A 21,384-nucleotide genomic window follows, 5' to 3' on the forward strand; every position below is an offset into this window, starting at 1 on the left:
GAATTAAACAGTTAAAGAGAATCAGGGGAATGTATGATGGTTAACGAGATCGAGGAACTAGAGAACCGGATCAATCAGATGAGAAAGAATTTGATCCTAATTGCTGACAAAACCGGATTAAATAGTGCTGACACCCTTTGTTGCAGTCGGAAATTAGACGAGCTTATTACAATGTATCAAAAAAGTAAAAATCAACAAAATACAGAAGTTTGATTAAAAGTCCCGTATTATCCCATTATGAATATGGGGATTTTTTGATTTTCTTTTGATGGTACATAGGTGAAGTCCAAAGATTGTTGTGAAACATCCTTTTTTACGTTATATTTTGTGCTAATTGAATGAAATCATCGAGATTCTTTTGATCGACTATCTGTTCAAAGTCGTATGGTTGCTCTAATGTAATACCCCTATGACGAGCAACTGAAATGATTAGACCTAACTCATAATACATTTTTTTCGTTAATAATCCTTTTTCAATGTTTTTCATCATTTCGTCATAAAAAGCAATTAAAAAATCAGTAGGTAACTTTTCATAAAAATCCATTACTTACATCTCTCCTTATGGAAAAACCTTTTTTTGGTCAAAAGAATCACCTTAACACCATTATAAATAAGCGATTATAAAATGTCTCTATATTTAACTGAATATTTATAATACTCAAACAAATGTTTTAACTTTCATTAGTTTTAGGAAAATAATTTACCGCACATTTTTGGATTTTTTCTATTAAGACTCATTTAAAATTCTTGATAAGATTCGGGAAGAATTGATTTGCGTAGGTAAATAAAAAAAGACCCTTTACCAGAGCCTTTTTCCTAATCCATTTCATATTACCCTCTATAGTTAATAGAACATGAAAGAAGCTCCGATGATGATAAGAAGAATGAACAATACAACGACTAACGCAAATGAACTACCTGATCCGTGGCTCATATACAACACCTCCAGCACTTGTTAGTTAATGAGTTTACTGGCCCAAATCCTACCGTTTGTTATAGGTAGAATTAACACCAACTGGAAAGTACAATAATTAAAAGGATGAACAATACTACGATTAAAACAAAAGTACTACCTCCATAGAAGGCACCGCCGTAGCCATAACCACCATAGCCCCAACCGTATCCAAAACCCATAATTTTCACCACCTATTGGATTCAAAGATAAACACTGTTACTATTTATTTATATTTTTTTAGACAAGATTTGATTGGACAATCATCATATAGTTGGATAAAAACATCGATTTTCCTACAAATGCAAAGAAACGTCTGCTATTATAGCAAACGCTCATTAGAGGTAATGTATTAATGCTGATGATACTGCTTTTGGTGGTAGTAATATCATATTCACTTGAAAAAAAACTGAGTGGACAAGTGCTGATTTATGAAAATTAAATATAAAAACCCTAATTTTCTCATAAATGACTTCGTTATGCTCCTTTTCCATTTACTTTATAAAATAATGACCCATTTTCCCTTACTCCGAACTATAACCTTTTCAACATTTTTTACAGCAGATTGATTCATAATTTTTCCAAACGTGGAAATGTTAAATACAAAATGGTTGACGGCGATGAGAAGACAGGATGGGCTGGTTTAAATTTTACCCATCGTGGCACTAGCTGTGCTTACATCCTTACCACGCCGGTTTATAAAATGGACAACTCCATTCGTTTACTCTTTCCATTTTTTTTGGACCTTAAGATTCTCTTAGCATGCTCCCGTTCAGCAAACAATCAAAACGGATACAAGCTTTAAGGACACTACCCCCTATTCGTTTTACCCCATGTAAGAACAGAAAAAAAGAGATATTGACGAATAGGAACCGGAGGAAGCGCTATGGAACAATTAGTGCCTGAAAAAGCAAAAATATCACCTTTTTTAGTTTTTTTTATAGTCCATGCAATGCAGTTTGCCGTAGGAGTCCTTGGCTTCCAGCGCAAAATCGCCCAAACCGCAGGATATGATGCATGGATAGCAGTTATTATTGCCGGTTTAAGTATCCATGTCATTCTAGGGATGATTTACAAAATTGCAGAAACGGCTAATGGGGATATAATGACAGCTCATACTTTCGTATTTGGAAAGAAAATGGGCAAATTGATGTCTCTGCCATTCGTTATCTATTTTACCCTTATCGCTATCACAACTCTTAGGACTTATATTGAGGTCATTCAATCATGGATGTTTCAGGATATGGGTACCTTTTGGTATTCCCTGGGTTTTTGTGGTTTAGCCATCTACATTATTTTCGGAGGGTTTAGAACCGTAACAGGTGTGGCATTCTTTGGATCTGTTCTTCCGGCCTATTTAATATTCACTTTTTTGTTTACCATACCTTATGCCGATGTCAGAAACTTACTTCCGATCTTTGACCACTCGATCATGGATTTGATAAGGGCATCTTATCAAATGTCATTCACTTATCTTGGCTACGAGGTACTATTAATTGTTTATCCGTTTATCAAAGAACCGCAAAAATCTAAGAAATGGGCCCATCTGAGTGTCCTTTCTACTACTATTCTCTATACGATTCTTACTATTGTAACCTTTGCTTATTTTTCAGAGGGACAGCTGCAAAAGAACATCTGGGCAACTTTGACGATGTGGAAAATAGTGAAAATGCCTTTTGTCGAGAGATTTGAATACATCGGTATCGCTAATTGGAATCTCATTGTTCTACCCACTTTTTGTATTGACCTATGGTGTGCCAGCCGCATTGTAAGAAGGGTGGCCAATCTACAGCAAAAATATGGTATCCTTTTATTATCAATGGTCGTAATAATCACCACTAATTTTCTTAAGACACGTCAGCAAATTCACTCACTGATGGATTATGCGGGGAAAATAGCCATTTTCATAAATTATGGGTACATTCCTTTACTTTTTTTTCTGATATTGATTGTGAAGAAGGTAAAGAAAAAATTATGAACATCTTGATAACCCTTCTTCCACAGTTAAGAAAAATAGGAGGAGCAGATTGAAATAAATGGAATCATTTTTTTTTCGGAATGGCCCTGTCGTGACACGGTTCCAGCTGTGAAAATGTTATCGAATTACGATCAAAAAACCCCTTAAAATGCTTTTATTAAGTAGCACTACAATTTGGGAATCGAACAAATGAAGTAACGATATTAAATATAAACTTTGTAATCATTTTGTTACTCTACTAAATTTTAAATATTTGAATAGTCCGAAAATATTTAGTATAATAGAAAAAAGGTCAAGGAGCTGATTTCTTATGGAAAAGAATTTGCTAAATTCTCCACAACCGGAAGTTAATATCATGGATTCTCTACTTGCTGAAATGGTGTTAGACAAAGCCCTGCGTGATTTTCGAAAAGAGAAAATTCAAAAGAAAATCGACCTGTCCTTACGAGACAATAATAAAGCAGAATTCCTACGATTAACAGAGGAATTAAAGAAAGTTTCTTAATATTGTATGTAATCGTTCTTATAAACAGTATAAAAGGATCTTCGACTGGAAGATCCTTTTATACTGCTTATAATCGAAGTACCTATATACTATCCCCCCTATATAAACTGTACTTTTTAAGGCTTAATCTCCTTCTGTTTTATAGAGTGTTAGGTTCATAAATTTGGGACATCGACTCTCACATCCGCAATCTTCTTCCATTCACCATTACCTTTATGCCCTCCGACTTAATACCAATTTCTGTTGATGATGTTTTCCATCAATGACTTCGTTAAAAATTTCTTAAATAAGTATGTGTTTTTACATGTTAAGAAATTCCCGATTGAAACATCGCCTAATTTTTTATGTATGAAAATTGTCCTGATAGCATCTCGAAACTTCAACTGTTTTGAAACCGGTTACCCCTACTAACGATAAGGAAAAAACCGTTTTTTTATGTTAGTCCTATATCTTTTCCAATCCGCTTCCATTTCGAAAAAGCATCAATATAAAGGAGAATGAAGTTAGTTCATAAGACATTATTTCTATTTTAGAAAGTGGTGTATATTCAAATGGTAAAAAAATACAAAGGAGGAATTTTATGTCTAAATTTAGCAAGTATGTTCTATCCATCGTCTTTACCATTTTCCTGACGATGGGAATTTTAACTCCAGCTCAAGCTCAATCCAATCCACAGGGCGGCGGTTATTGGCTCCAGGACGCTAATGTTAAGCAGGCTACCCAGTTTCTGGAACAAGGGAAATCAGTAGAAGAAGCAGGTATAAAACCTGCACAGCCACAAGCCAGTCAAGGACTTAAGACGTTAAAAGAAATGAGACAAGCAGATCAAAAGAGTTCTGCATCGTACCAATCACAGCCAGGTGTACCACAGCTGACAGCAGAGGGATGGCTCCCGCCAAAATTCGAGTATGATTATATTACTACTTCCGATGAGTGCCGCCAAAATAATACTAGCGGATCTGAAAAAGGATGGATAAAAAACCATTATGCATTCTGCTGGTCTCATGTCGCCACCTATCAAGTACCGAGGAAATGCCAGTTCGGCTTTTGTTTCTACGATGGAGTTCAATTCCAATTTACCGAAATCGGATATGGTTCCAATCATGACCGAAAAATGCGCGTCGTCTACTACATTGACGACATTATGGTCACTAACCCGGCATTAAATGGAGCTAAGCTAAAAATCGATTTTAGCTGTGATCCCAAAATTAGTGCGGGCGACTGCAAATCAGATCCGGAAACGCCGGCTGTTGAACGAACGATTGCGCAATGGAAAAATAACAACTATGGTGTAAAGAACTTTCTTTCAGATGCACCCCCGGCAGATGATATCAATCCTGATCAAATTGGATATATGGAATTCTGGCCAAAACTCACCGTTACGCATGCACCAAGAAAATTCATGAAAACAATCGATGGCATTAAACAAACAGTCCGATTCGATTCAGCTAAATACATGTTTGCCTTTCCTGACCAGTATTTTCGCAATGGAGCGATATTCAGCAGAACAGATGCTGTATTAGATGTTCCCATTACGAATCCAGATTTTTCGATTCTGCAGGAAGCAGGTGAGCATTGGAAGTTTGCGATGGAGCATCCGGAACAAACGATACCTACTGTTCTTGGGAAAAAAATTCCCGGTGCTTTAGGTGACAGGCCGCTGACACGCATGTATCCGAGAAGACATCCTGAAGAGTATGCGAAAAACAGGAATAAAACAAGGGCTACGTGCGATCGGGAGTTTAAGAATGAAGACCGGACAGGCAAGCAATGCGATGAATTTCCTTTTGCTTCAACATGGGAAGGATCAGCGATGAGTGGACAGGACTGGTTCTCGATTCGTCTCATTTCCTCACAATCCAATCAGGCAGCAGGATCTTGGCTGGGATCATGGTATGCCTACGACCGGATTCTCGATGAAGATCCGTTCTACGTTCAAGTTGAAGCACCGGCTGAAGTTGCATCGATTCGTTCAGAAGGAGCACCTCAAGAGGGCCAAGACCATCGTTCAAGCGGCAACTTTAAAATCGACAATATTCCGCCCTATGCAACCAAGCTAAAATGGACCATTACAGATGGACCGGCGGATGCCCATTTTGATGTCATGCATGACGACAGCTTCGGAATCGATGAAACGATTTTTTCAGACCTTCATGACGGATCAATTACCGATCTTAAAAAGAGTGATGGTTTATACATCGCCAACCCAACCAATACCGGAGGAAAAAGCTTCACCGTACATGTGACCGCAATCCCTTAAGTGCGTTCGAGGCGAAAACGCAGATAACCTGCTGCGTTTTTTTATAATTTAACAAAAAAACAGCACGCATTAGCGTGCTCAGATTGTCGAGAAAGGGTATTTTTCTCGGCAATTTTTTATTATGTCAGAATCCAAATACCAAATTTATTGATTGTCCATGCAAATGGGCCTGTTGATTTTCGCTCTGGGCACTCGCTTTCCGCGCGGGGAGGTCCTGAAGCCTCCTCGGCGCTTTGGCGGAGGCCACTGAAAAAGTCCTTTTTTATTATTAGACAGTTAAAGGTTTGATTTAATCAAACCTTTAACTGTCTTTTTGCCTTATAATAATGACATTAAATTATGTAGGTGGTATCAAAATGATTTCCAATCAAGACTCTCTCAATTTTAGTCCATATATTGCTATTTATGATCTTGTTGTTCCAAAAGATAATATGCTTCGCCAAATCAATGAACTAGTGGACTTTTCTTTCATTATCGAGGAATTAAAAGCGAAATATTGCCTTAATAACGGCCGAAATGCAGTGTCACCAATTCGTATGTTTAAATATCTATTGCTCAAATCGATTCATGATTTGTCAGATGTAGATGTAGTCGAACGTTCTAAATATGATATGTCGTTTAAGTATTTCCTCGACATGGCACCGGAAGATCCTGTAATTGACCCTAGCTCTTTAACGAAATTCCGTAGGCTCCGTCTCCAAGATGTGGGTTTATTAGATATGCTTATTGGAAAAACAGTTGAGATTGCACTTGAAAAAGAAATCATTAAAAGTAAAACAATTATTATGGATGCCACACATACAAAAGCGCGTTATAACCAAAAGGCACCGAAGGAATTTCTACAAGAGAAATCAAAAAATGTTAGAAAAGCCGTCTATCAAATTGATGAATCAATGAAAGAGAAATTTCCACCGAAAACAACTTCTAACGAAGTAACAGATGAACTAAATTATTGTCGTGAAGTAATTTCTGTGGTTGAATCAGAACCTCAAATCGCTACAATTCCAGTCGTTAAGGAAAAATTAAATGTGCTAAAAGAAGTAGTGGAAGATTATACAGAACAACTAAACTTTTCAGCTGATCCAGATGCACGTGTAGGACATAAAACAGCAGACTCCTCCTTTTTTGGCTATAAAACACATATCGCAATGAGTGACGAACGGATAATAACTGCAGCTGTTGTGACAACAGGTGAAAAAAGTGATGGAAAAAACATGCAGGAGTTAATTGAAAAAAGCCAAGCCACTGGAATGGAAATTGATACGATCATTGGGGATACAGCCTACTCCGAGAAAAATAATATTCTCTATACAAAAGAGCATGAGCTAACACTGGTTTCAAAATTACATCCGCATATTACACATGGTACTCGCGCAAAAGAGGATAAGTTTGAATTTAACAAAAATGCAGGAATGTATGTTTGTAAAGCAGGACATATGGCGATTCGAAAAAAATTTGAAGCAAGAAAGGGTCAAGATAAAAACCCTAGGATTAAGTACCTTTTTGACATTAAAAAATGTCAAGTTTGTCCTTTCAGTGAAGGATGTTATAAAGATGGAGCGAAAAGTAAGACCTATTCAGTAACCATCAAATCAACAGAACATCTAGATCAAGAAGAGTTCCAAAATACGGAAGCATTTAAAGAACTAGCGAAAACTCGCTATAAAATTGAAGCAAAAAATAGTGAACTGAAACACAGACACGGGTATGATATAGCGTCATCCGCGGGTCTATTAGGTATGGAGATTCAAGGAGCAACAGCGATATTCGCAGTCAATATTAAGCGGATTCTGAAGCTCCTTCAGGAGAAAAAATAAGGACAAATTAACAAGGAAAAAGGCAGTTTGTTGTCTGAATCTGGACAACAAACTGCCTTTTTTGTACCAACTTCCAATATTAAAAATAAAAAACGTAAGATTTTCAGTGGCCTCGCTTTGGCGCCTGCGGGGTCTCCAGTGACCTCTCTATCCCGCAGGAGTCGAGTGCCCTCCGCTCCAATCAACAGGGAGGGAAATCAACCTAAAGTATTGCAACACACTTTTTCTAATTTTCACGCGACATAAAACCACATTCAGGGTCTGTTGTACTTACTCTAATTTCCTTAGTCTCTTTCACTTCCTCCTTTTCTTTTAATGGCTTTTTTCCGTGTTTAATTCTATCCTCTTCTATCGCCTTGTTTAAGTCATAAAAATATTCTCGAGTATCCACTTCCACTTCTTGTTTTGTAAACTTGTGTTTATTAGCATTTGCCTTTAAATGAGTTGAATCTGTAAATAAAACACGACCGCCGACCATCTTGTGATTCATTGCAAGAAGAACAATCTCATCAAAAGTCTCCTGAAAAATATTTGTATCCTTAAACCGGTGTTGACGATTCCAGCTAATCGTAGAGTGATGATGTACTGGGTCCTTGAATTTCAGACCTAAAAACCAGCGGTAGGCAACGTTTGTTCTTATTTCCCTTTCTAGTTGACGTTCAGAACGAATGCCGTAAATATAACCAATAAACATCATTTTAAAAAGAATAAAGGGATCAGTAGGGCGTCCATTATCATCGCTGTAATAAGGACGGATCTTTTCAAGAAGAAACGAAAAATCAATATATTTATCAATCAAACGAGGAAGATGGTCATCATGTACCAATTCATCAATAGATACAAATTCAAATTCACTTTGGCTAGACTCTTTTGGCTTAAACATTGATTTCACCACTTATTTTAATTATTTATTAGTTTAGTTGGAGGTCTTTATTGAAAACACTCTGTTGATTGGCGCGGAAGGCACGAAGACTCCTGCGGGAGTACGGGGCAGGGGAGACCCCGCAGGAGCGAAGCGACGAGGAGGCTCCCCTGCACGCCCGCGGAAAGCGAAGTGCCTGGAGCGCCAATCAACAGACCTGTTTAAAAGCCTATATACCAATAATATTATAACAAATTAACGCGGTGAATTGTTAAAGCAAATAAATAAACAAGAGGCTGCCGAAGGTTTTTCGACAGCCCGAGCACGCATTAGCGTGCTATTTTTTATAATCATACCTCTTTTTTACCATAACTGGGATTTTAGAATTATAATTACAGTTGACTTGTTATAAGCAAAAATATATAGTGATTATTATTCTAACTACTAATAAAAGAATTACCAAAGGAGTCAAAATGGATGAGATTATTAAAGAACTACAAAAATTAGGTTTCTCGCAATATGAATGTAAGGCATATATAAATTTGTTGAAAAATTCACCTGTGACAGGGTATGAGGTTAGTAAGCGATCGGGTGTACCACGTTCAATGATCTATGAAGTTCTAGGGAAACTTTTGGATAAAGGAGCCATTTATACAGTCCCTTCTGAACCCGCGAAATACGTTCCTCTTCCTGCAGAAGAGTTAATCCAGCGATTACGTAAAAATTTCGATGAATCCTTTCATTTTTTAGAGAATAGCTTAAAGAAATTAGAAAATGAAAGGGATACCGATGTAATTTGGCGTTTAAAAAGCGACGAGCATGTAATGACTGAAATCCTGGATATAATTAATAAGGCAAAAGAAGAAGTGTGGATGTCAATTTGGAACCCACAGTCATCCTCAGTTAAGGATTTAATCGAAAAACGAGTTCAAGAGGGAATCAAAGTTTTTTCCATGCTTTTTTCAGAACCTGACATGCAACTTGGGGTTACCTTTCATCACAATTACATGGCACCGGATATCACTGAAAAACGTATGGGTGGTCGTTTAACAATAGTTGTTAGGGATAATGAAGAAGTTTTAATTGCTCAATTTGCCCCTCATACAACAGCTTGGGCAGTCAAGACCAAAGACCCCGCTCTCGTTTTAGTAGCCATTGAATATATTCGACATGATATTGCTTTTGGGGAGCTAACTAAGATAGTAGGAGAAGATAAAGTTCAATCATTTTGGAAAAATAATCCAGATTTGTATTATGTGGTTACAGGAAAACGGTTCGAATAAGGAGCTGTATTTTCTTTCATTATTTTATAGTAGTTAGAGAAATAATTCCTATAAAACAGGAGAAAAATTGTGATTATTACAACTAGAAGGAGCAATTTATATGCAACAAAAAATATCGTTTTCAACCTATGTAGTCATCGGAACAATGCTTTTCGGAATGTACTTTGGTGCTGGAAATTTGATTTTTCCTATCCAATTAGGACAACTTGCCGGAACAAACTTTTGGCCAGCATTAATAGGCTTTTTAGTAACAGCCATTGGTCTACCTTTTTTGGGTATATTAGCGATTGGACTTTCCGGAAGTAACGGTCTTCGTGATTTAGCCAGTAGAGTACATCCGCTGTTTAGTGTGGTCTTTGCCATTGCACTTTACTTAACAATTGGACCCTTTTTCGCCATTCCACGAACAGCAACCGTACCATTTGTAGTCGGTTTTGAACCGTACATAAATCATGGAAATGCTAGCTTATGGCTCGGTCTCTTTAGCCTCGTATTCTTTGCCATTGTTTACTATTTCTCACTTAATCCTGCAAAAGTTATGGACTATATTGGAAAATATTTAACACCTGCATTTCTAGTCTTTTTATTTGTTTTAATTGTTACTGCCATCGTCAAGCCAATGGGTCATTTCGGAAAACCTTCAGGGGACTATATTAAGCTGGCTTTCATAACAGGTTTTAAAGAGGGCTATAATACAATGGATGCCCTCGCATCACTCGCATTTGGTATTGTTGTCATCAATGCCATTAAGGGACAAGGCATCACTAACACGAAGGATATAGCCAAAGCAACATGGAAATCCGGCATTTTCGCGATGGCTTTAATGATGCTGATTTACGGACTTATTACGTATATGGGGGCATCGAGCATATTCGCTATTGGATCATTTGAGAATGGCGGTCAGATTTTTGCAGCAGTTGCTCAGCACTATTATGGATCGTTCGGCACGATTTTACTGGCAATTATTATTGTACTTGCTTGTCTAAAAACAAGCATTGGACTAATTACATCCTGTAGTGAATTTTTCCATAATGTATTTCCTAAAGTTAGTTATAGAAGGTTTGTACTAATACTATGTATCGTTTCATTTATAATCGCAAACTTCGGCTTAAACAATATCATTCAATTCGCGGTGCCGGTATTAATGATCCTTTATCCGCTAGCTATTGTTCTTATTCTATTGACCCTAAGCTCGCCATTATTTAGTAATAAACAAAGCGTTTATGCAGCCTCCATGTTACTAACTTTCTTTGTCAGTTTTTTCGACGGCTACAGCACATTAGTCGCTAATTTACCAAATGCGACCGTCTCATTATTTGATTCAATTAAAGCATTCTACATGGATTACCTGCCACTTTACGGCATTGGTCTTGGCTGGATTATACCCGCTTTAATTGGAACTATCATCGGCTATTTTTGGCCAAATGGTGATAGGAAGAACTATTAGGAGTCACTATCAAAAAGAACTGTTGCGTTTTTCCTACAGTTCTTTTTGATAAAATACTGAGTAGTCCTAAGAAAAGTAAAAGAATCACTAATTTATTTATTCATAAATTCTTCAATTTCTTCAACAGACCGGAATATATCTTTTGAAAGAACCTCATGACCTTCTACCGTCACTAAAACATCATCTTCAATCCGTATACCGATTCCTTCTTCTTCGATATATAGACCAGGCTCAACAGTAATCACCATTCCCGGCTGTAAGACCATATCTTTATAATCACCAACATCATGAGTATCCAGCCCAAGAAAATGACTTACACCATGATAGTAATATTTGCTTATTTCACTTTCTTCCTTAATCAATCCGACATTTATGCACTCTTCAGCTAGGATTTTCTTCGTATGCTCATTCAGTTTGGCAAAAGGGACACCAGGCTTAATTAGTTCTGTGGTTTCTCTCAACGCTTTTAAAACAATATTGTAAAACGTTTTTTGTTTTTCGGTAAACTTGCCATTCACTGGAAAGGTGTAACTTAAATCGGCATTGTAATAGTGATATTGTGCCCCTAAATCAAGAAGGACCAGGCTTCCCTCTTCAATGGTTGTATTATTTTTTTCATAATGAAGAACCGTCCCATTTTTACCGGCTGCTACAATCGTAGGAAAAGCATAATGTTTTACCCCATTTGACTTAAGCGTAAAATCTAAATAAGCTTCAAGCTGATATTCCTTTATTCCCGCTTTGGCATGGCTCAATACGTTTTTAATTCCTTCATACGTAATCGCAATGGCCTTCTTGATTTCCTCGATTTCTTCAGGTGTTTTCAAGACGCGTAACTCACAAATTTCCGGATACACATTTTTAATTTGCAGGAAAGGATAATTTGTCTGTAGTTTAGCTGCGAATTGTTGTGATTTTGTCGTTACTGTATCTAACTCTCTTCTTTCCAAATCCAGATATACATTCGTTAGTGGGTTTGTAAAGAGCGTCCGGGTCAATAGAGATTCAAATTGTTCGATAAATAGTATATTCTTTATTCTGGAGACTTCCTCTGCTTCTTCTTTTGAGATCGTCTTTCCTACCCATTTTTCCAGTATTGGATCTGATTTTTCAATAAATAGATATTCTTCTACTTTTTTATTTAATTTAAGGGCGATAAAGATAATATTCGGTTCGTCAATACCTGTTACGTAATAAAAGTTACGGTTTGGCACAAACGGGTAGGACTCATCGGCAGATTTCTGCGGTGCTTTTCCGGCAAACAAAACAAGCAATGAACCGTCTTCCAGCTTCTCATATAAACGATTACGATTTTCCACATAAAAATCCTTTAGCATTTCAATACCCCTCTTCAAAAATATGTAGTTACATACTTTAATTCTACTATACTGTGATTAAATTCATACTAAAGTTTGGTTTTGAACTTTTATAAAATAACCATTCATCTTCTTCAATCTAAATGAGTTAACAATTTTGTGGAATGGAACATCTCTCTGCCTTTTAACATAAAAATCCACAGCAAATACAGGGCAGGCATTCGAACGAATATCATTTTCCCCCATACCATATAAGGTATAACTTTTTTAATAAAAAGTGAGGTGATTAAAATGAAACTTTATTTAGATCCAGGTCATGGCGGCAATGATCCGGGTGCCCAAGGTAATGGATTAGTTGAAAAAGATATTACCCTGGATATTGCATTGAAAATACGTACGATCCTATTAACTAGTTATGAAAATATTGAAGTTATGATGAGCCGGACAAGCGATATCACAAAAGACCTAAGCCAGCGGACAAATGAAGCTAATTCCTGGGGCGCCAACTTTTTTATGGCTATACACATCAATGCCTCCGATGGCACTGCCCAAGGATACGAGGACTATATCTACAGCAACTTATCAGACACTTCTACGACCGCAAAATATCAGGATATTATTCATGCTGAGGTAATCAAATTGAATCAGCTAAATGACCGCGGAAAGAAAAAGGCCGATTTCCATGTTCTCCGTGAATCGTCCATGCCAGCCTTACTATCCGAAAACGGTTTTATCGATAATGAACACGATGCCGCCCTAATGAAACAAACATCCTGGCGCCAAAATGTTGCCCAGGGACATGCAAATGGTATTGCAAAAGCATTTAACCTAAAGCCTAAATCAGATGCTGCCGGAACCATTTACAAAGTAATTGCCGGATCATTCAAGCAAAAAGAAAATGCGGACAAGCGTGTCGCGTTTCTTCACTCAAAGAGTATCGAAGCTATTGTAGTGACGACGACAATTTCCGGTGAAACTTGGTACCGCGCACAAGCCGGCGCTTTTTCAAGCCTTACTAATGCCGAAGCTCGTTTGCAAGAACTTCAAAACATTGGAATGACGGACGCCTTCATTGTTGCGGAAGCTCCCAACCCAAGTCCTGTCCCGCCGCCGCCAGAACCCACACCAACCGGATATTCTATCCTCGGGCCGACTTATTTGTCCCCGGAACACATGAATCTTTTTGTCAAAACAGTCAATCCAAACGCCATCGAATTAGGTAGCTATTATTTAACCTTCGGGGAATATTATGGAATCCGAGGCGACATCGCCTTTGCACAGGCCTTGATAGAAACCGACTATTTCCGTTTTACCGGAGTCGCTAAGCCTGAGCAAAATAATTATGCCGGGTTAGGAGCAACAGGACCTAACAATCCAAGTGCAAGCTTTAAAACTCCGGCGGAAGGGGTAATTGCTCACCTTCAGCACCTGTATGGTTATGCTTCCACCCAGCCATTACCAAATCAATATCCGCTGATTGATCCCCGATTTGATCTAGTTAAAAGAGGATCTGCTCCAACGTGGACCGCCTTAAACGGAAAATGGGCCCTTCCAGGTACAAGCTACGGGCAAACCATTTTGAGCCTCTACGGAAAAATGATCAATTTCACTAAGCAGAATCTGGATACGATTCTTAATGAAATGAATAAATAACCAAATGGCCGGATTCATACACTGAATCCGGCCCTCTTTCTGACAGCTCCGAAATTATGAAAATAAGGTAAGCTATATTCCTATGATATAGCTTACCTATTTAAAGCCTATTAGATTAGATGGATTATATAACCTTTTTATTACATCATTTGACATTAAACCAGAATAATATGCAATTTATTCTATTATCCTTTTAATTACTATATATAACTTACCAAAATATGCTATATTGTTTTTATAAGGAGGTGACAACTTTGAAGAAATACTTAATTGGATTCTTATTATCTGTATTATTAGTAGCAAATGTAGGGATCAATAATGCTTCTGCTCATAGTGGAAGAACTGACAGACTTGGTGGACATTTTTACCGGGCAAATTGCACTTATATGTTTCATCATCCAACTTCTGCTGTAACGGGTAAGACTAAGGCTCAAATAGTTTCATTGATTAAAAAGTATAACAGTGATTATAAATGTACGAAAACTCTAACAATAAATAAAATTGACTGGAATACAGTAAGACATAAATAATTTAATTTTTTTGAAAGAGACAATCATACTGTCTCTTTCTTTAATTAAATTTAAAATCTTATTCAACTAGAGTTAACATACCGAATATCTTACATACCCGGAATCTTCGAGCTGCTTTTAATAAATTCTGCGAACAAATTATTCATTGATTCGTCTATACTTGCCATTGATTCAGGATGCCACTGAACACCAATCGTTAAGGTAGTTGGGTGTGAATACTCTACAGCTTCGATGATTCCATCAGAGGCTTTGGCGACTACACGCAAATCGTTCGCCACCCTATCAATTGCTTGATGATGAAGACTATTTACTCTTACTCTATCAGAACCGATTATTTGAAATACCTTACTGTCTTTGGAGATGGTCACCCAATGGGTATCCCGACTTCTATCAATCCTCTGTGAGTGTTGAATCGGTTCCTTGACTTGACTCGGGATATCCTGTATTAATGTTCCGCCAAGTGCGACATTCAAAATTTGTACCCCTCTGCAAATCGCAAGAAGTGGAATATTTTTCTCAATAGCGTATTTCACAATTGCGATCTCTGCCAAATCCCGCTCTGCTATCGTAGGCCCTAAATTATGATGTGGATCCTGACCATAAAATTTTGGGTCAACGTCCTCTCCCCCACTGAGGATAATTCCGTCACATAGAGGTAGCGTTTCAAGTGCTATCTCAGCGTTAATAAAAGGAAGAATTATCGGTATTCCTCCATTGGCGGCAACACTTTTATGATAATCATGATGTATATAGACACCTTCCATGAATTCGTTATGATGGACATAGGCACCCGTTATCCCAATAATTGGTTTTTCACTCATCTTTGATCCCCCTGTAAACGTTTCTTTCATAACAATAGTAATATTTTCAAATGATTGCATTATTCAAAAATATAGCATAAAAAAATAGTAAGAAGAACGAAAGCTATTAAAATCTTAATAACCATTTATTAATGAGTTGGGTCTAAATCTGAGTTTTAAACAATATTTATAAAAAGATGATGAATGTCTTTATAATAAAATATCTTATTCTCTTTTTTGTAACTAACTTTGAATAAAGGGAGTGACTAAATATGGTTGTCGTTCATTTTTTGGAAAAAAAGACGATTGTATTAACTCAGCTGCTAAACCAAATTCCTTCTGTCGATGAAGCTATAAAAATTAAAGGTCGCAAAGGAAAAGTTTTAAATGTTAAGAACATTGAGGAAAACGTCATTCATGTAGAGGTAATGTTTGAACAAGTAAATAAAAATCAACCGGCAGCAAAAGCAGCAATAGATACCAAAAAGAAAAAAAGATAATTGTATCTGTTTTGTAAATTATTACTTCTTCATATATATAAATTCTTTTTTAAACCTTCACCAAAACCGCGTCCAGGGTTTAAAATTACAATTTATAAAATCAAGAGCCTTTCCTTATGGAATAGGCTCTTTACTTTTATTGTTTATTTTCCTTATAAAGTATTGAACAGCACTCATCATGTCCTGAAGGTATGTCTTTACCATGGTTACTCTTCTATTAATCTTCTCTGTAATGTTTACGTTTAAACGAGCTTATGAGCATACCACTTCTTCCCTTTGAATCTCCATCCAAAAATAATACCTCGAACGCCCCACTCAACAGTCATGGCCGCCCAAACACCTATAATTCCAAATCCTAAGGTAATTCCTAAAATATAACCAAGTACTACCCGCAAAAGCCACATAGACAATAAAGATGCGATCGAAGTAAAGTTCGAATCTCCGGCTGCCCGTAATGCGGATGGCATAATAAAGCTAGGTGACCAAAAAATCGGTTGTGTAATGGCAGATATCAAAATCATCGTAAAGACGGTTGGAATTATTTTATCAGATGGATGGAACATTTTTATCATGAACGGAAAAAGTGGCAAAAACAGTACATCTGCAAGTACAAACAGGATCGAGGCAAGGCCAATCAACGAAATAATAAATTTCCTTGCGTCCTCAACGTTCCTTCGACCGATACACTGACCCACTACTGTTACGGCAGAAATACCGAGAGCATTGGGACCAATTTGATATAACACGGCAATTGAATTACCGATGGCATAGGATGTCATCGCCAGTGTCCCTAATTGGACGATAAATGTTTGTGTCAACAGCTTTCCGCCATTGAAAAATATTTGTTCTGCAGCAAAGGGAAGACCGATAAACATAACCTTCTTTAGAATGGAAAAATCAAAGTGCAAGGCCTTTTTAAGTTGGAAACGAAAGGCCTTATTGTACTTTATAATATAGAGCAATGAAACAGCCATTCCCAAAATTCTGGCTAGAATGATAGACATCACGAGCCCTTTAATACCCATATGAAACATCGTAATGAACAAAACATTAAGACAAGTGTTCGTTACATTCATTATTAAAGATAATTTTAAGCATGGTTTCGTTTCTCCCACACCTCTCAATGAGCCACATACAGCTTCAAATATGGCAATGAACGGATAGGAAATACAGCTGCCGATGAGATACATTTTTGCGTTTTGAAAGACATCAGCTTCCGCTTTTCCAAAGAGGAGGTTCAAGGTTGGCATATGAAAAAGGATGACGAGTGCACTGATGAATAACGAAAATATTGTCACTGCAGTTATTGCTTGTGTGGCAGTTTTGGATACCATCGCTGTGTTTCCGTTGCCTTTATATTGCGCAACAATAACGGTCCCGCCTGTTGCCACAGCAATAAAAACATTGACCAGGAAAATATTCAATGAATCTACCATACTTACCGCACTGACGGCAGCAACTCCTGCAGAACTGATCATCGCGGTATTTAAAAAACTCATTAATACTAAAAATGCCTGGTCGACAAATATGGGAATGATGATCGCAATCATTTGCTTATAGTCGATCGATTCTCCCGTAAAATATTTATCTAAGAAAAAAACGGTTTTATGCTTTATTTTCAGTTCTGCTTTATTCACTACTCATCACTTCTTCGTCGAATGTATTGTAATTCAAATTGACAAAATAATATGGGTTATTATATCACGGATACCGAAATAAATCTGTATTTTTTTGTAATTCTTACTCTTCAAAGGTTTGAGCCCGGTTCTTTCATGCCATAAATAAAAAAGCTGATTGATTCGAATTGAATCAATCAGCTTTCAATTTTGATATTATGAAAAATGGTATACGCAAGTTTTTGATTGGCCTGTCCGAATTAGCCTCACATTCGGACTATCACAGGCTATTTTTGCTCGGTCTGTCCGAATACCACCCGCATTCGGACTATCACAGGCAAATTTCTGCTCGGACTGTCCGAATACCAGCCTCATTCGGATTATCAAAGGCTATTTTCTGCTCGGACTGTCCGAATACCACCCTCATTCGGACTATCACAGGCTATTTTCCGCTTGGTCTGTCCGAATACCACCCGCATTCGGACTGTCACAGTCTATTTTCCGCTTGGTCTGTCCGAATACCACCCGCATTCGGACTATCACAGGCAAGTTTCTGCTCGGACTGTCCGAATACCACCCGTATTCGGACTATCACAGGCAAATTTCTGCTCGGTCTGTCCGAATACCACCCGCATTCGGACTGTTACAGGCAAATTTCTACTCGGACTGTCCGAATACCACCCGTATTCGGACTATCACAGGCAAATTTCTGCTCGGTCTGTCCGAATACCACCCGCATTCAGACTATCACAGGCTATTTTCCGCTTGGTCTGTCCGAATACCACCCGCATTGGACTATCACAGGCAAATTTCTGCTCGGTCTGTCCGAATACCACCCGCATTCGGACTATCACAGGCTATTTTCCGCTTGGTCTGTCCGAATACCACCCTCATTCGGACAATCACAGGCTATTTTCTGCTCGGACTGTCCGAATACCACCCGCTTTCGGACTATCACAGGCAAATTTCTGCTCGGACTGTCCGAATACCACCCTCATTCGGACTGTCATAAGCGATTTCCTTATTGCCCTGTCCGAATTAACCTGGCATTCAGACCACCCGCTTTCGCATTGTAAATATCAGCTATATGTTCAAATACTCGCTTGAATTATCACCTTAAATCACGCCAAATTCACATCTTGTCCAATTATTTTGGAATTACACTATGAATTCATATGCGAAAAGGGTGTATAAGTGTATAGAAACCTTGCTATAACAACAAAAAACACACGAAATTTACCGTGTGTTTCTCTTTCTGATTTTAATGTTTCCACCTCTGACGTGAACCTGATAGTTTTAGATGCTGCTGTTAATTACTTTTATGACGAGGTTTAAATTTAGAGCCCCGAACCTATAAAATAGAAAAATCTATTGATTTTTTAATGCCATACCAGTCTGTTTTTTTGATCGAAAGCTTACGAATCCAAAACAAAGAACCAATAATACAAAAATAATGATGCCTAGCATTTCGAAATCCAGTTCAGCCCAAGGGAAGAAAAACGTAAATGCTTCATAAAAGGAAACCCCATATGCCAAAGCGACAATTACCCATCCCATAACTCTTGAGGCTGATTGTCCTAATCGATTCGATTGGTTAATCATGCGAAATGCAACCAATGAATCAAACGTATCTGTTAAAATCATCCCAAACATGAAGATGATTCCCAAAATGAATGGCATATAACTTTTCGAATTTCCTGCTGCGATTGCCCACATTGACGTTTGACTAACCGTATCAGCAGCCATTGCGAATAATCCGCCAATCAGAATGACTAAAAAGGGATTCGTAGTTTCTTGAACAATACGTGGTAGAAACTTTCCTTTGATTCCACTAATCTGGAAATTTTCGTTCGATGCTGATTTTGTCCGCAAAAGATTATAGATATTTAATGTACCGATACTAAAAAGTGATAAAACAGATATCCAGGTTACAAGTGTATCAACGTAAAGAGGGATCTTAAAGTCCTTAATAAAAACACCGAGAATAATCGCTATACTTGCTACAACCAATCCGTGTCCAAAGGAAAATAGCGTGCCCACCCAGCGGGCGATTGGACTATTCATACGCGAATTATAACGTGTTAAACCATCGATACATGCCAGATGGTCAGCATCCAATCCATGCCGAAGCCCCAACACAAATACGAGTAAAATTAAAGAAATCGATTCCAATAATGTTTTCCCCTCTCTCCAAAAAACTGTTATTCTTCTTTCTCAAGGATGTTCCAAACATGATCATCAGCCGTGCTGTCAATCTTGTTCCTGTTTCATTGATTGCCCCATGTCTCATAGAATAGTAAATTTTGAAGAGATCTTCTTTTTTCCCAATTAACTTGCTCCAGTATCGGGGATGAGGGATATTCAGCTGTATATCCGATAGAAATTAAGGCAACAGGATCAATATGTGGAGGAATTTGTAATATATCTCGTACATCATTTTTCTTATAAAAACTGACCCAGCCCATAGCTAATCCTTCCGCGCATGTCGCCAGCCACATATTTTGTATTGCACACGCTACCGAAAGAATATCCGTTTCGGGAATGGAATTCCTTCCTAATACATGAGAGCCTCCGCGTGTAGGATCACATGTAACACAAATGGTTAATGGGGCTTGTTTTATCCCCTCGACTTTTAAACTTAAAAAACGTGCAGCACGGTCTTCCTCATAATGAATGGCCAATGCTTTTTGTTCTTTTTCTGCTGCCCAGGCAAGACGTTCCTTCATTTCAGTTGAGCTTACTAAGATAAAATTCCATGGCTGCATAAATCCTACTGATGGGGCATGATGTGCCGCTTGAAGGACCCGATCAATGATCTCTTGAGAAATAGGGGCAGGAAGAAAACTGCGAACATCCCTCCTGTTATAAATCACCTTGTAAATCGCTTCTTTTTCTTCATTACTAAACATTTATAATCCTCCCCTCCGTTATTTTTTGACCATTCATTTTTTCATTGCTTACAAAATAAAAAGGTTTTATTGCAGGGTTTTTTATCAAAATAGACATTTGTTTTGATAAATGTAAAACAACCTCGTTTCGATTAGGAATATTCCAATCTATTAAAATTCCCATCACAGTTCCACTGTGGGCGACAACAATACCGCCCTGACATGCATGAGCTAATTTTTCAAATTCATTAAAAAATGGTCTGGGTACTATTTTTTGATTTATTCGTGCACTAATCGTTGCCGCCTTAATGATGAAGGATATATTCTTTTTCCGGAACCCTGCTCTGACCCATTCATATGCTTCTAAAAAATGATTTTGATCGTGCCGATCATAAGCTTTTTCAAATTGATTAAATTCAATCGTATCTACTGTTCCGCCAAGATCGATTCCAACTAAGATAAACGGAGGGAAAGTCCCAAAGCTTTCAATAAGTTCGCCGTGAATATAATCATAAGCAACAACCTCATCGTACATCACTCCATCTGTCGGCTCGATTTTTGCTGCTATTGTCGAGATCATTTCTTTCGTTAAAGGGAGTGAGTAACTTTGAGCAATGGCCTTCATAGCCGCTGTAATATCAGCGGAACTGCTTGCCATCCCCTTGCCAACCGGAATATTGGTACGAATGTCAAGAAGGCCGCCACCATTCAAACCAAACTGTTGAACTAACAATTCTCCGGCTTCCAATGCTTTTACCTTTGAATTCAAAACCGTCATTTCAGAGACGGTTGGATCAGGGATAAAGATGGCCTCACTTCTCAAACTTGCGATTGGCAACGTGATTAAAAAAGGCCGTTCACCTATAACCCCTTGCACCAGTTCTCCAAATGTACCATTACAACTTCCTGTGCCTAGTCTCATCGTGAAAGCTCCCATTCCACTATTTCATACATTGTTCAACCTTGACGTTCACCAA

The 21,384-nt window shown here is 37.8% G+C and carries 19 protein-coding genes and 1 pseudogene; 10 read left to right on the top strand and 10 right to left on the bottom strand.

Features of this window, described 5'->3' with window-relative positions; all coding sequences use genetic code 11:
* The first annotated feature begins 33 nt into the window (after nucleotides 1–33).
* A complete protein-coding gene (locus AC3ANV_RS16905) occupies nucleotides 34–213 on the top strand; it encodes a Spo0E family sporulation regulatory protein-aspartic acid phosphatase (protein WP_488309854.1) in 180 nt (59 codons plus the stop codon).
* 100 nt (nucleotides 214–313) lie between these two features.
* Here AC3ANV_RS16905 and AC3ANV_RS16910 read toward each other — a convergent pair whose 3' ends face one another.
* The 3 genes from AC3ANV_RS16910 to AC3ANV_RS16920 all read right to left on the bottom strand — a co-directional run bounded on the left by AC3ANV_RS16910 (nucleotide 314) and on the right by AC3ANV_RS16920 (nucleotide 1,134).
* On the bottom strand, nucleotides 314–544 hold the full coding sequence (locus tag AC3ANV_RS16910; protein WP_488309855.1) for a hypothetical protein: 231 nt from the start codon (nucleotides 542–544) through the stop codon (nucleotides 314–316).
* A 300-nt stretch (nucleotides 545–844) separates the two neighbouring features.
* A complete protein-coding gene (locus tag AC3ANV_RS16915; protein WP_488309856.1) occupies nucleotides 845–934 on the bottom strand; it encodes a YjcZ family sporulation protein in 90 nt (29 codons plus the stop codon).
* A gap of 71 nt (nucleotides 935–1,005) precedes the next feature.
* A complete protein-coding gene (locus tag AC3ANV_RS16920; RefSeq protein ID WP_488309857.1) occupies nucleotides 1,006–1,134 on the bottom strand; it encodes a YjcZ family sporulation protein in 129 nt (42 codons plus the stop codon).
* 704 nt (nucleotides 1,135–1,838) lie between these two features.
* Between AC3ANV_RS16920 and AC3ANV_RS16925 the strand changes: the two genes are divergently transcribed.
* The 4 genes from AC3ANV_RS16925 (at nucleotide 1,839) to AC3ANV_RS16940 (ending at nucleotide 7,512) form a co-directional block, all read left to right on the top strand.
* Nucleotides 1,839–2,930, top strand: coding sequence for a GerAB/ArcD/ProY family transporter (locus AC3ANV_RS16925; protein WP_488309858.1), 1,092 nt, complete (start codon nucleotides 1,839–1,841; stop codon nucleotides 2,928–2,930).
* Between the two features lie 310 nt (nucleotides 2,931–3,240).
* On the top strand, nucleotides 3,241–3,435 hold the full coding sequence (locus AC3ANV_RS16930; protein ID WP_488309859.1) for an IDEAL domain-containing protein: 195 nt from the start codon (nucleotides 3,241–3,243) through the stop codon (nucleotides 3,433–3,435).
* Between the two features lie 580 nt (nucleotides 3,436–4,015).
* A complete protein-coding gene (locus AC3ANV_RS16935; protein ID WP_488309860.1) occupies nucleotides 4,016–5,695 on the top strand; it encodes a NucA/NucB deoxyribonuclease domain-containing protein in 1,680 nt (559 codons plus the stop codon).
* A gap of 356 nt (nucleotides 5,696–6,051) precedes the next feature.
* Nucleotides 6,052–7,512 (top strand): IS1182 family transposase, encoded by a 1,461-nt coding sequence (locus tag AC3ANV_RS16940; protein WP_488309861.1) that lies wholly within the window; start codon nucleotides 6,052–6,054, stop codon nucleotides 7,510–7,512.
* Between the two features lie 229 nt (nucleotides 7,513–7,741).
* Here AC3ANV_RS16940 and AC3ANV_RS16945 read toward each other — a convergent pair.
* Nucleotides 7,742–8,395: pseudogene (locus AC3ANV_RS16945) on the bottom strand (transposase); the annotation flags it as partial.
* Between the two features lie 452 nt (nucleotides 8,396–8,847).
* Here AC3ANV_RS16945 and AC3ANV_RS16950 point away from each other — a divergent pair.
* Both AC3ANV_RS16950 and brnQ read left to right on the top strand, forming a co-directional pair.
* Nucleotides 8,848–9,657 (top strand): TrmB family transcriptional regulator, encoded by an 810-nt coding sequence (locus AC3ANV_RS16950; protein WP_488309862.1) that lies wholly within the window; start codon nucleotides 8,848–8,850, stop codon nucleotides 9,655–9,657.
* A 100-nt stretch (nucleotides 9,658–9,757) separates the two neighbouring features.
* The gene (gene brnQ / locus AC3ANV_RS16955; protein WP_488309863.1) at nucleotides 9,758–11,104 is read left to right on the top strand and encodes a branched-chain amino acid transport system II carrier protein; all 1,347 of its coding nucleotides are present in this window, start codon (nucleotides 9,758–9,760) and stop codon (nucleotides 11,102–11,104) included.
* Between the two features lie 92 nt (nucleotides 11,105–11,196).
* Here the strand turns inward: brnQ and AC3ANV_RS16960 are convergent, their stop codons facing one another.
* Nucleotides 11,197–12,441, bottom strand: coding sequence for an aminopeptidase P family protein (locus AC3ANV_RS16960; RefSeq protein ID WP_488309864.1), 1,245 nt, complete (start codon nucleotides 12,439–12,441; stop codon nucleotides 11,197–11,199).
* A 270-nt stretch (nucleotides 12,442–12,711) separates the two neighbouring features.
* Between AC3ANV_RS16960 and AC3ANV_RS16965 the strand changes: the two genes are divergently transcribed.
* On the top strand, nucleotides 12,712–14,073 hold the full coding sequence (locus tag AC3ANV_RS16965; protein ID WP_488309865.1) for an N-acetylmuramoyl-L-alanine amidase: 1,362 nt from the start codon (nucleotides 12,712–12,714) through the stop codon (nucleotides 14,071–14,073).
* Between the two features lie 254 nt (nucleotides 14,074–14,327).
* Complete coding sequence (locus AC3ANV_RS16970; RefSeq protein WP_488309866.1) at nucleotides 14,328–14,603, top strand: hypothetical protein; 276 nt, start codon at nucleotides 14,328–14,330, stop codon at nucleotides 14,601–14,603.
* An 89-nt stretch (nucleotides 14,604–14,692) separates the two neighbouring features.
* Here AC3ANV_RS16970 and AC3ANV_RS16975 read toward each other — a convergent pair whose 3' ends face one another.
* Complete coding sequence (locus AC3ANV_RS16975) at nucleotides 14,693–15,424, bottom strand: gamma-glutamyl-gamma-aminobutyrate hydrolase family protein (RefSeq protein ID WP_488309867.1); 732 nt, start codon at nucleotides 15,422–15,424, stop codon at nucleotides 14,693–14,695.
* 251 nt (nucleotides 15,425–15,675) lie between these two features.
* Between AC3ANV_RS16975 and AC3ANV_RS16980 the strand changes: the two genes are divergently transcribed.
* Complete coding sequence (locus AC3ANV_RS16980; protein WP_488309868.1) at nucleotides 15,676–15,903, top strand: hypothetical protein; 228 nt, start codon at nucleotides 15,676–15,678, stop codon at nucleotides 15,901–15,903.
* A 242-nt stretch (nucleotides 15,904–16,145) separates the two neighbouring features.
* On the opposite strand, the gene AC3ANV_RS16985 is transcribed toward AC3ANV_RS16980, so the two are convergent.
* The 4 genes from AC3ANV_RS16985 to AC3ANV_RS17000 form a co-directional block, all read right to left on the bottom strand.
* Nucleotides 16,146–17,540, bottom strand: a complete 1,395-nt coding sequence (locus AC3ANV_RS16985; protein ID WP_488309869.1) for an MATE family efflux transporter — start codon at nucleotides 17,538–17,540, stop codon at nucleotides 16,146–16,148.
* A gap of 1,347 nt (nucleotides 17,541–18,887) precedes the next feature.
* Nucleotides 18,888–19,691: a HoxN/HupN/NixA family nickel/cobalt transporter gene (locus AC3ANV_RS16990; RefSeq protein ID WP_488309870.1), complete on the bottom strand. Its 804-nt coding sequence runs from the start codon at nucleotides 19,689–19,691 to the stop codon at nucleotides 18,888–18,890.
* Between the two features lie 95 nt (nucleotides 19,692–19,786).
* Nucleotides 19,787–20,428, bottom strand: coding sequence for a 5,6-dimethylbenzimidazole synthase (gene bluB, locus AC3ANV_RS16995; RefSeq protein WP_488309871.1), 642 nt, complete (start codon nucleotides 20,426–20,428; stop codon nucleotides 19,787–19,789).
* On the bottom strand, nucleotides 20,421–21,329 hold the full coding sequence (locus AC3ANV_RS17000) for a GHMP family kinase ATP-binding protein (RefSeq protein WP_488309872.1): 909 nt from the start codon (nucleotides 21,327–21,329) through the stop codon (nucleotides 20,421–20,423). Before AC3ANV_RS17000 ends, bluB begins: the two co-directional genes overlap by 8 nt.
* Nucleotides 21,330–21,384: the final 55 nt, after the last annotated feature.

The sequence above is a fragment of the Neobacillus sp. DFD-2R genome, assembly GCF_057747865.1.

Excerpts from the sequence above, each read along its gene's own strand:
- AC3ANV_RS16905 (WP_488309854.1), top strand. The coding sequence starts at position 34 with ATGATGGTTAACGAGATCGAGGAACTAGAGAACCGGATCAATCAGATG.
- AC3ANV_RS16910 (WP_488309855.1), bottom strand. The coding sequence starts at position 544 with ATGGATTTTTATGAAAAGTTACCTACTGATTTTTTAATTGCTTTTTAT.
- AC3ANV_RS16915 (WP_488309856.1), bottom strand. The coding sequence starts at position 934 with ATGAGCCACGGATCAGGTAGTTCATTTGCGTTAGTCGTTGTATTGTTC.
- AC3ANV_RS16920 (WP_488309857.1), bottom strand. The coding sequence starts at position 1,134 with ATGGGTTTTGGATACGGTTGGGGCTATGGTGGTTATGGCTACGGCGGT.
- AC3ANV_RS16925 (WP_488309858.1), top strand. The coding sequence starts at position 1,839 with ATGGAACAATTAGTGCCTGAAAAAGCAAAAATATCACCTTTTTTAGTT.
- AC3ANV_RS16930 (WP_488309859.1), top strand. The coding sequence starts at position 3,241 with ATGGAAAAGAATTTGCTAAATTCTCCACAACCGGAAGTTAATATCATG.
- AC3ANV_RS16935 (WP_488309860.1), top strand. The coding sequence starts at position 4,016 with ATGTCTAAATTTAGCAAGTATGTTCTATCCATCGTCTTTACCATTTTC.
- AC3ANV_RS16940 (WP_488309861.1), top strand. The coding sequence starts at position 6,052 with ATGATTTCCAATCAAGACTCTCTCAATTTTAGTCCATATATTGCTATT.
- AC3ANV_RS16950 (WP_488309862.1), top strand. The coding sequence starts at position 8,848 with ATGGATGAGATTATTAAAGAACTACAAAAATTAGGTTTCTCGCAATAT.
- brnQ (WP_488309863.1), top strand. The coding sequence starts at position 9,758 with ATGCAACAAAAAATATCGTTTTCAACCTATGTAGTCATCGGAACAATG.
- AC3ANV_RS16960 (WP_488309864.1), bottom strand. The coding sequence starts at position 12,441 with ATGCTAAAGGATTTTTATGTGGAAAATCGTAATCGTTTATATGAGAAG.
- AC3ANV_RS16965 (WP_488309865.1), top strand. The coding sequence starts at position 12,712 with ATGAAACTTTATTTAGATCCAGGTCATGGCGGCAATGATCCGGGTGCC.
- AC3ANV_RS16975 (WP_488309867.1), bottom strand. The coding sequence starts at position 15,424 with ATGAGTGAAAAACCAATTATTGGGATAACGGGTGCCTATGTCCATCAT.
- AC3ANV_RS16980 (WP_488309868.1), top strand. The coding sequence starts at position 15,676 with ATGGTTGTCGTTCATTTTTTGGAAAAAAAGACGATTGTATTAACTCAG.
- bluB (WP_488309871.1), bottom strand. The coding sequence starts at position 20,428 with ATGTTTAGTAATGAAGAAAAAGAAGCGATTTACAAGGTGATTTATAAC.
- AC3ANV_RS17000 (WP_488309872.1), bottom strand. The coding sequence starts at position 21,329 with ATGAGACTAGGCACAGGAAGTTGTAATGGTACATTTGGAGAACTGGTG.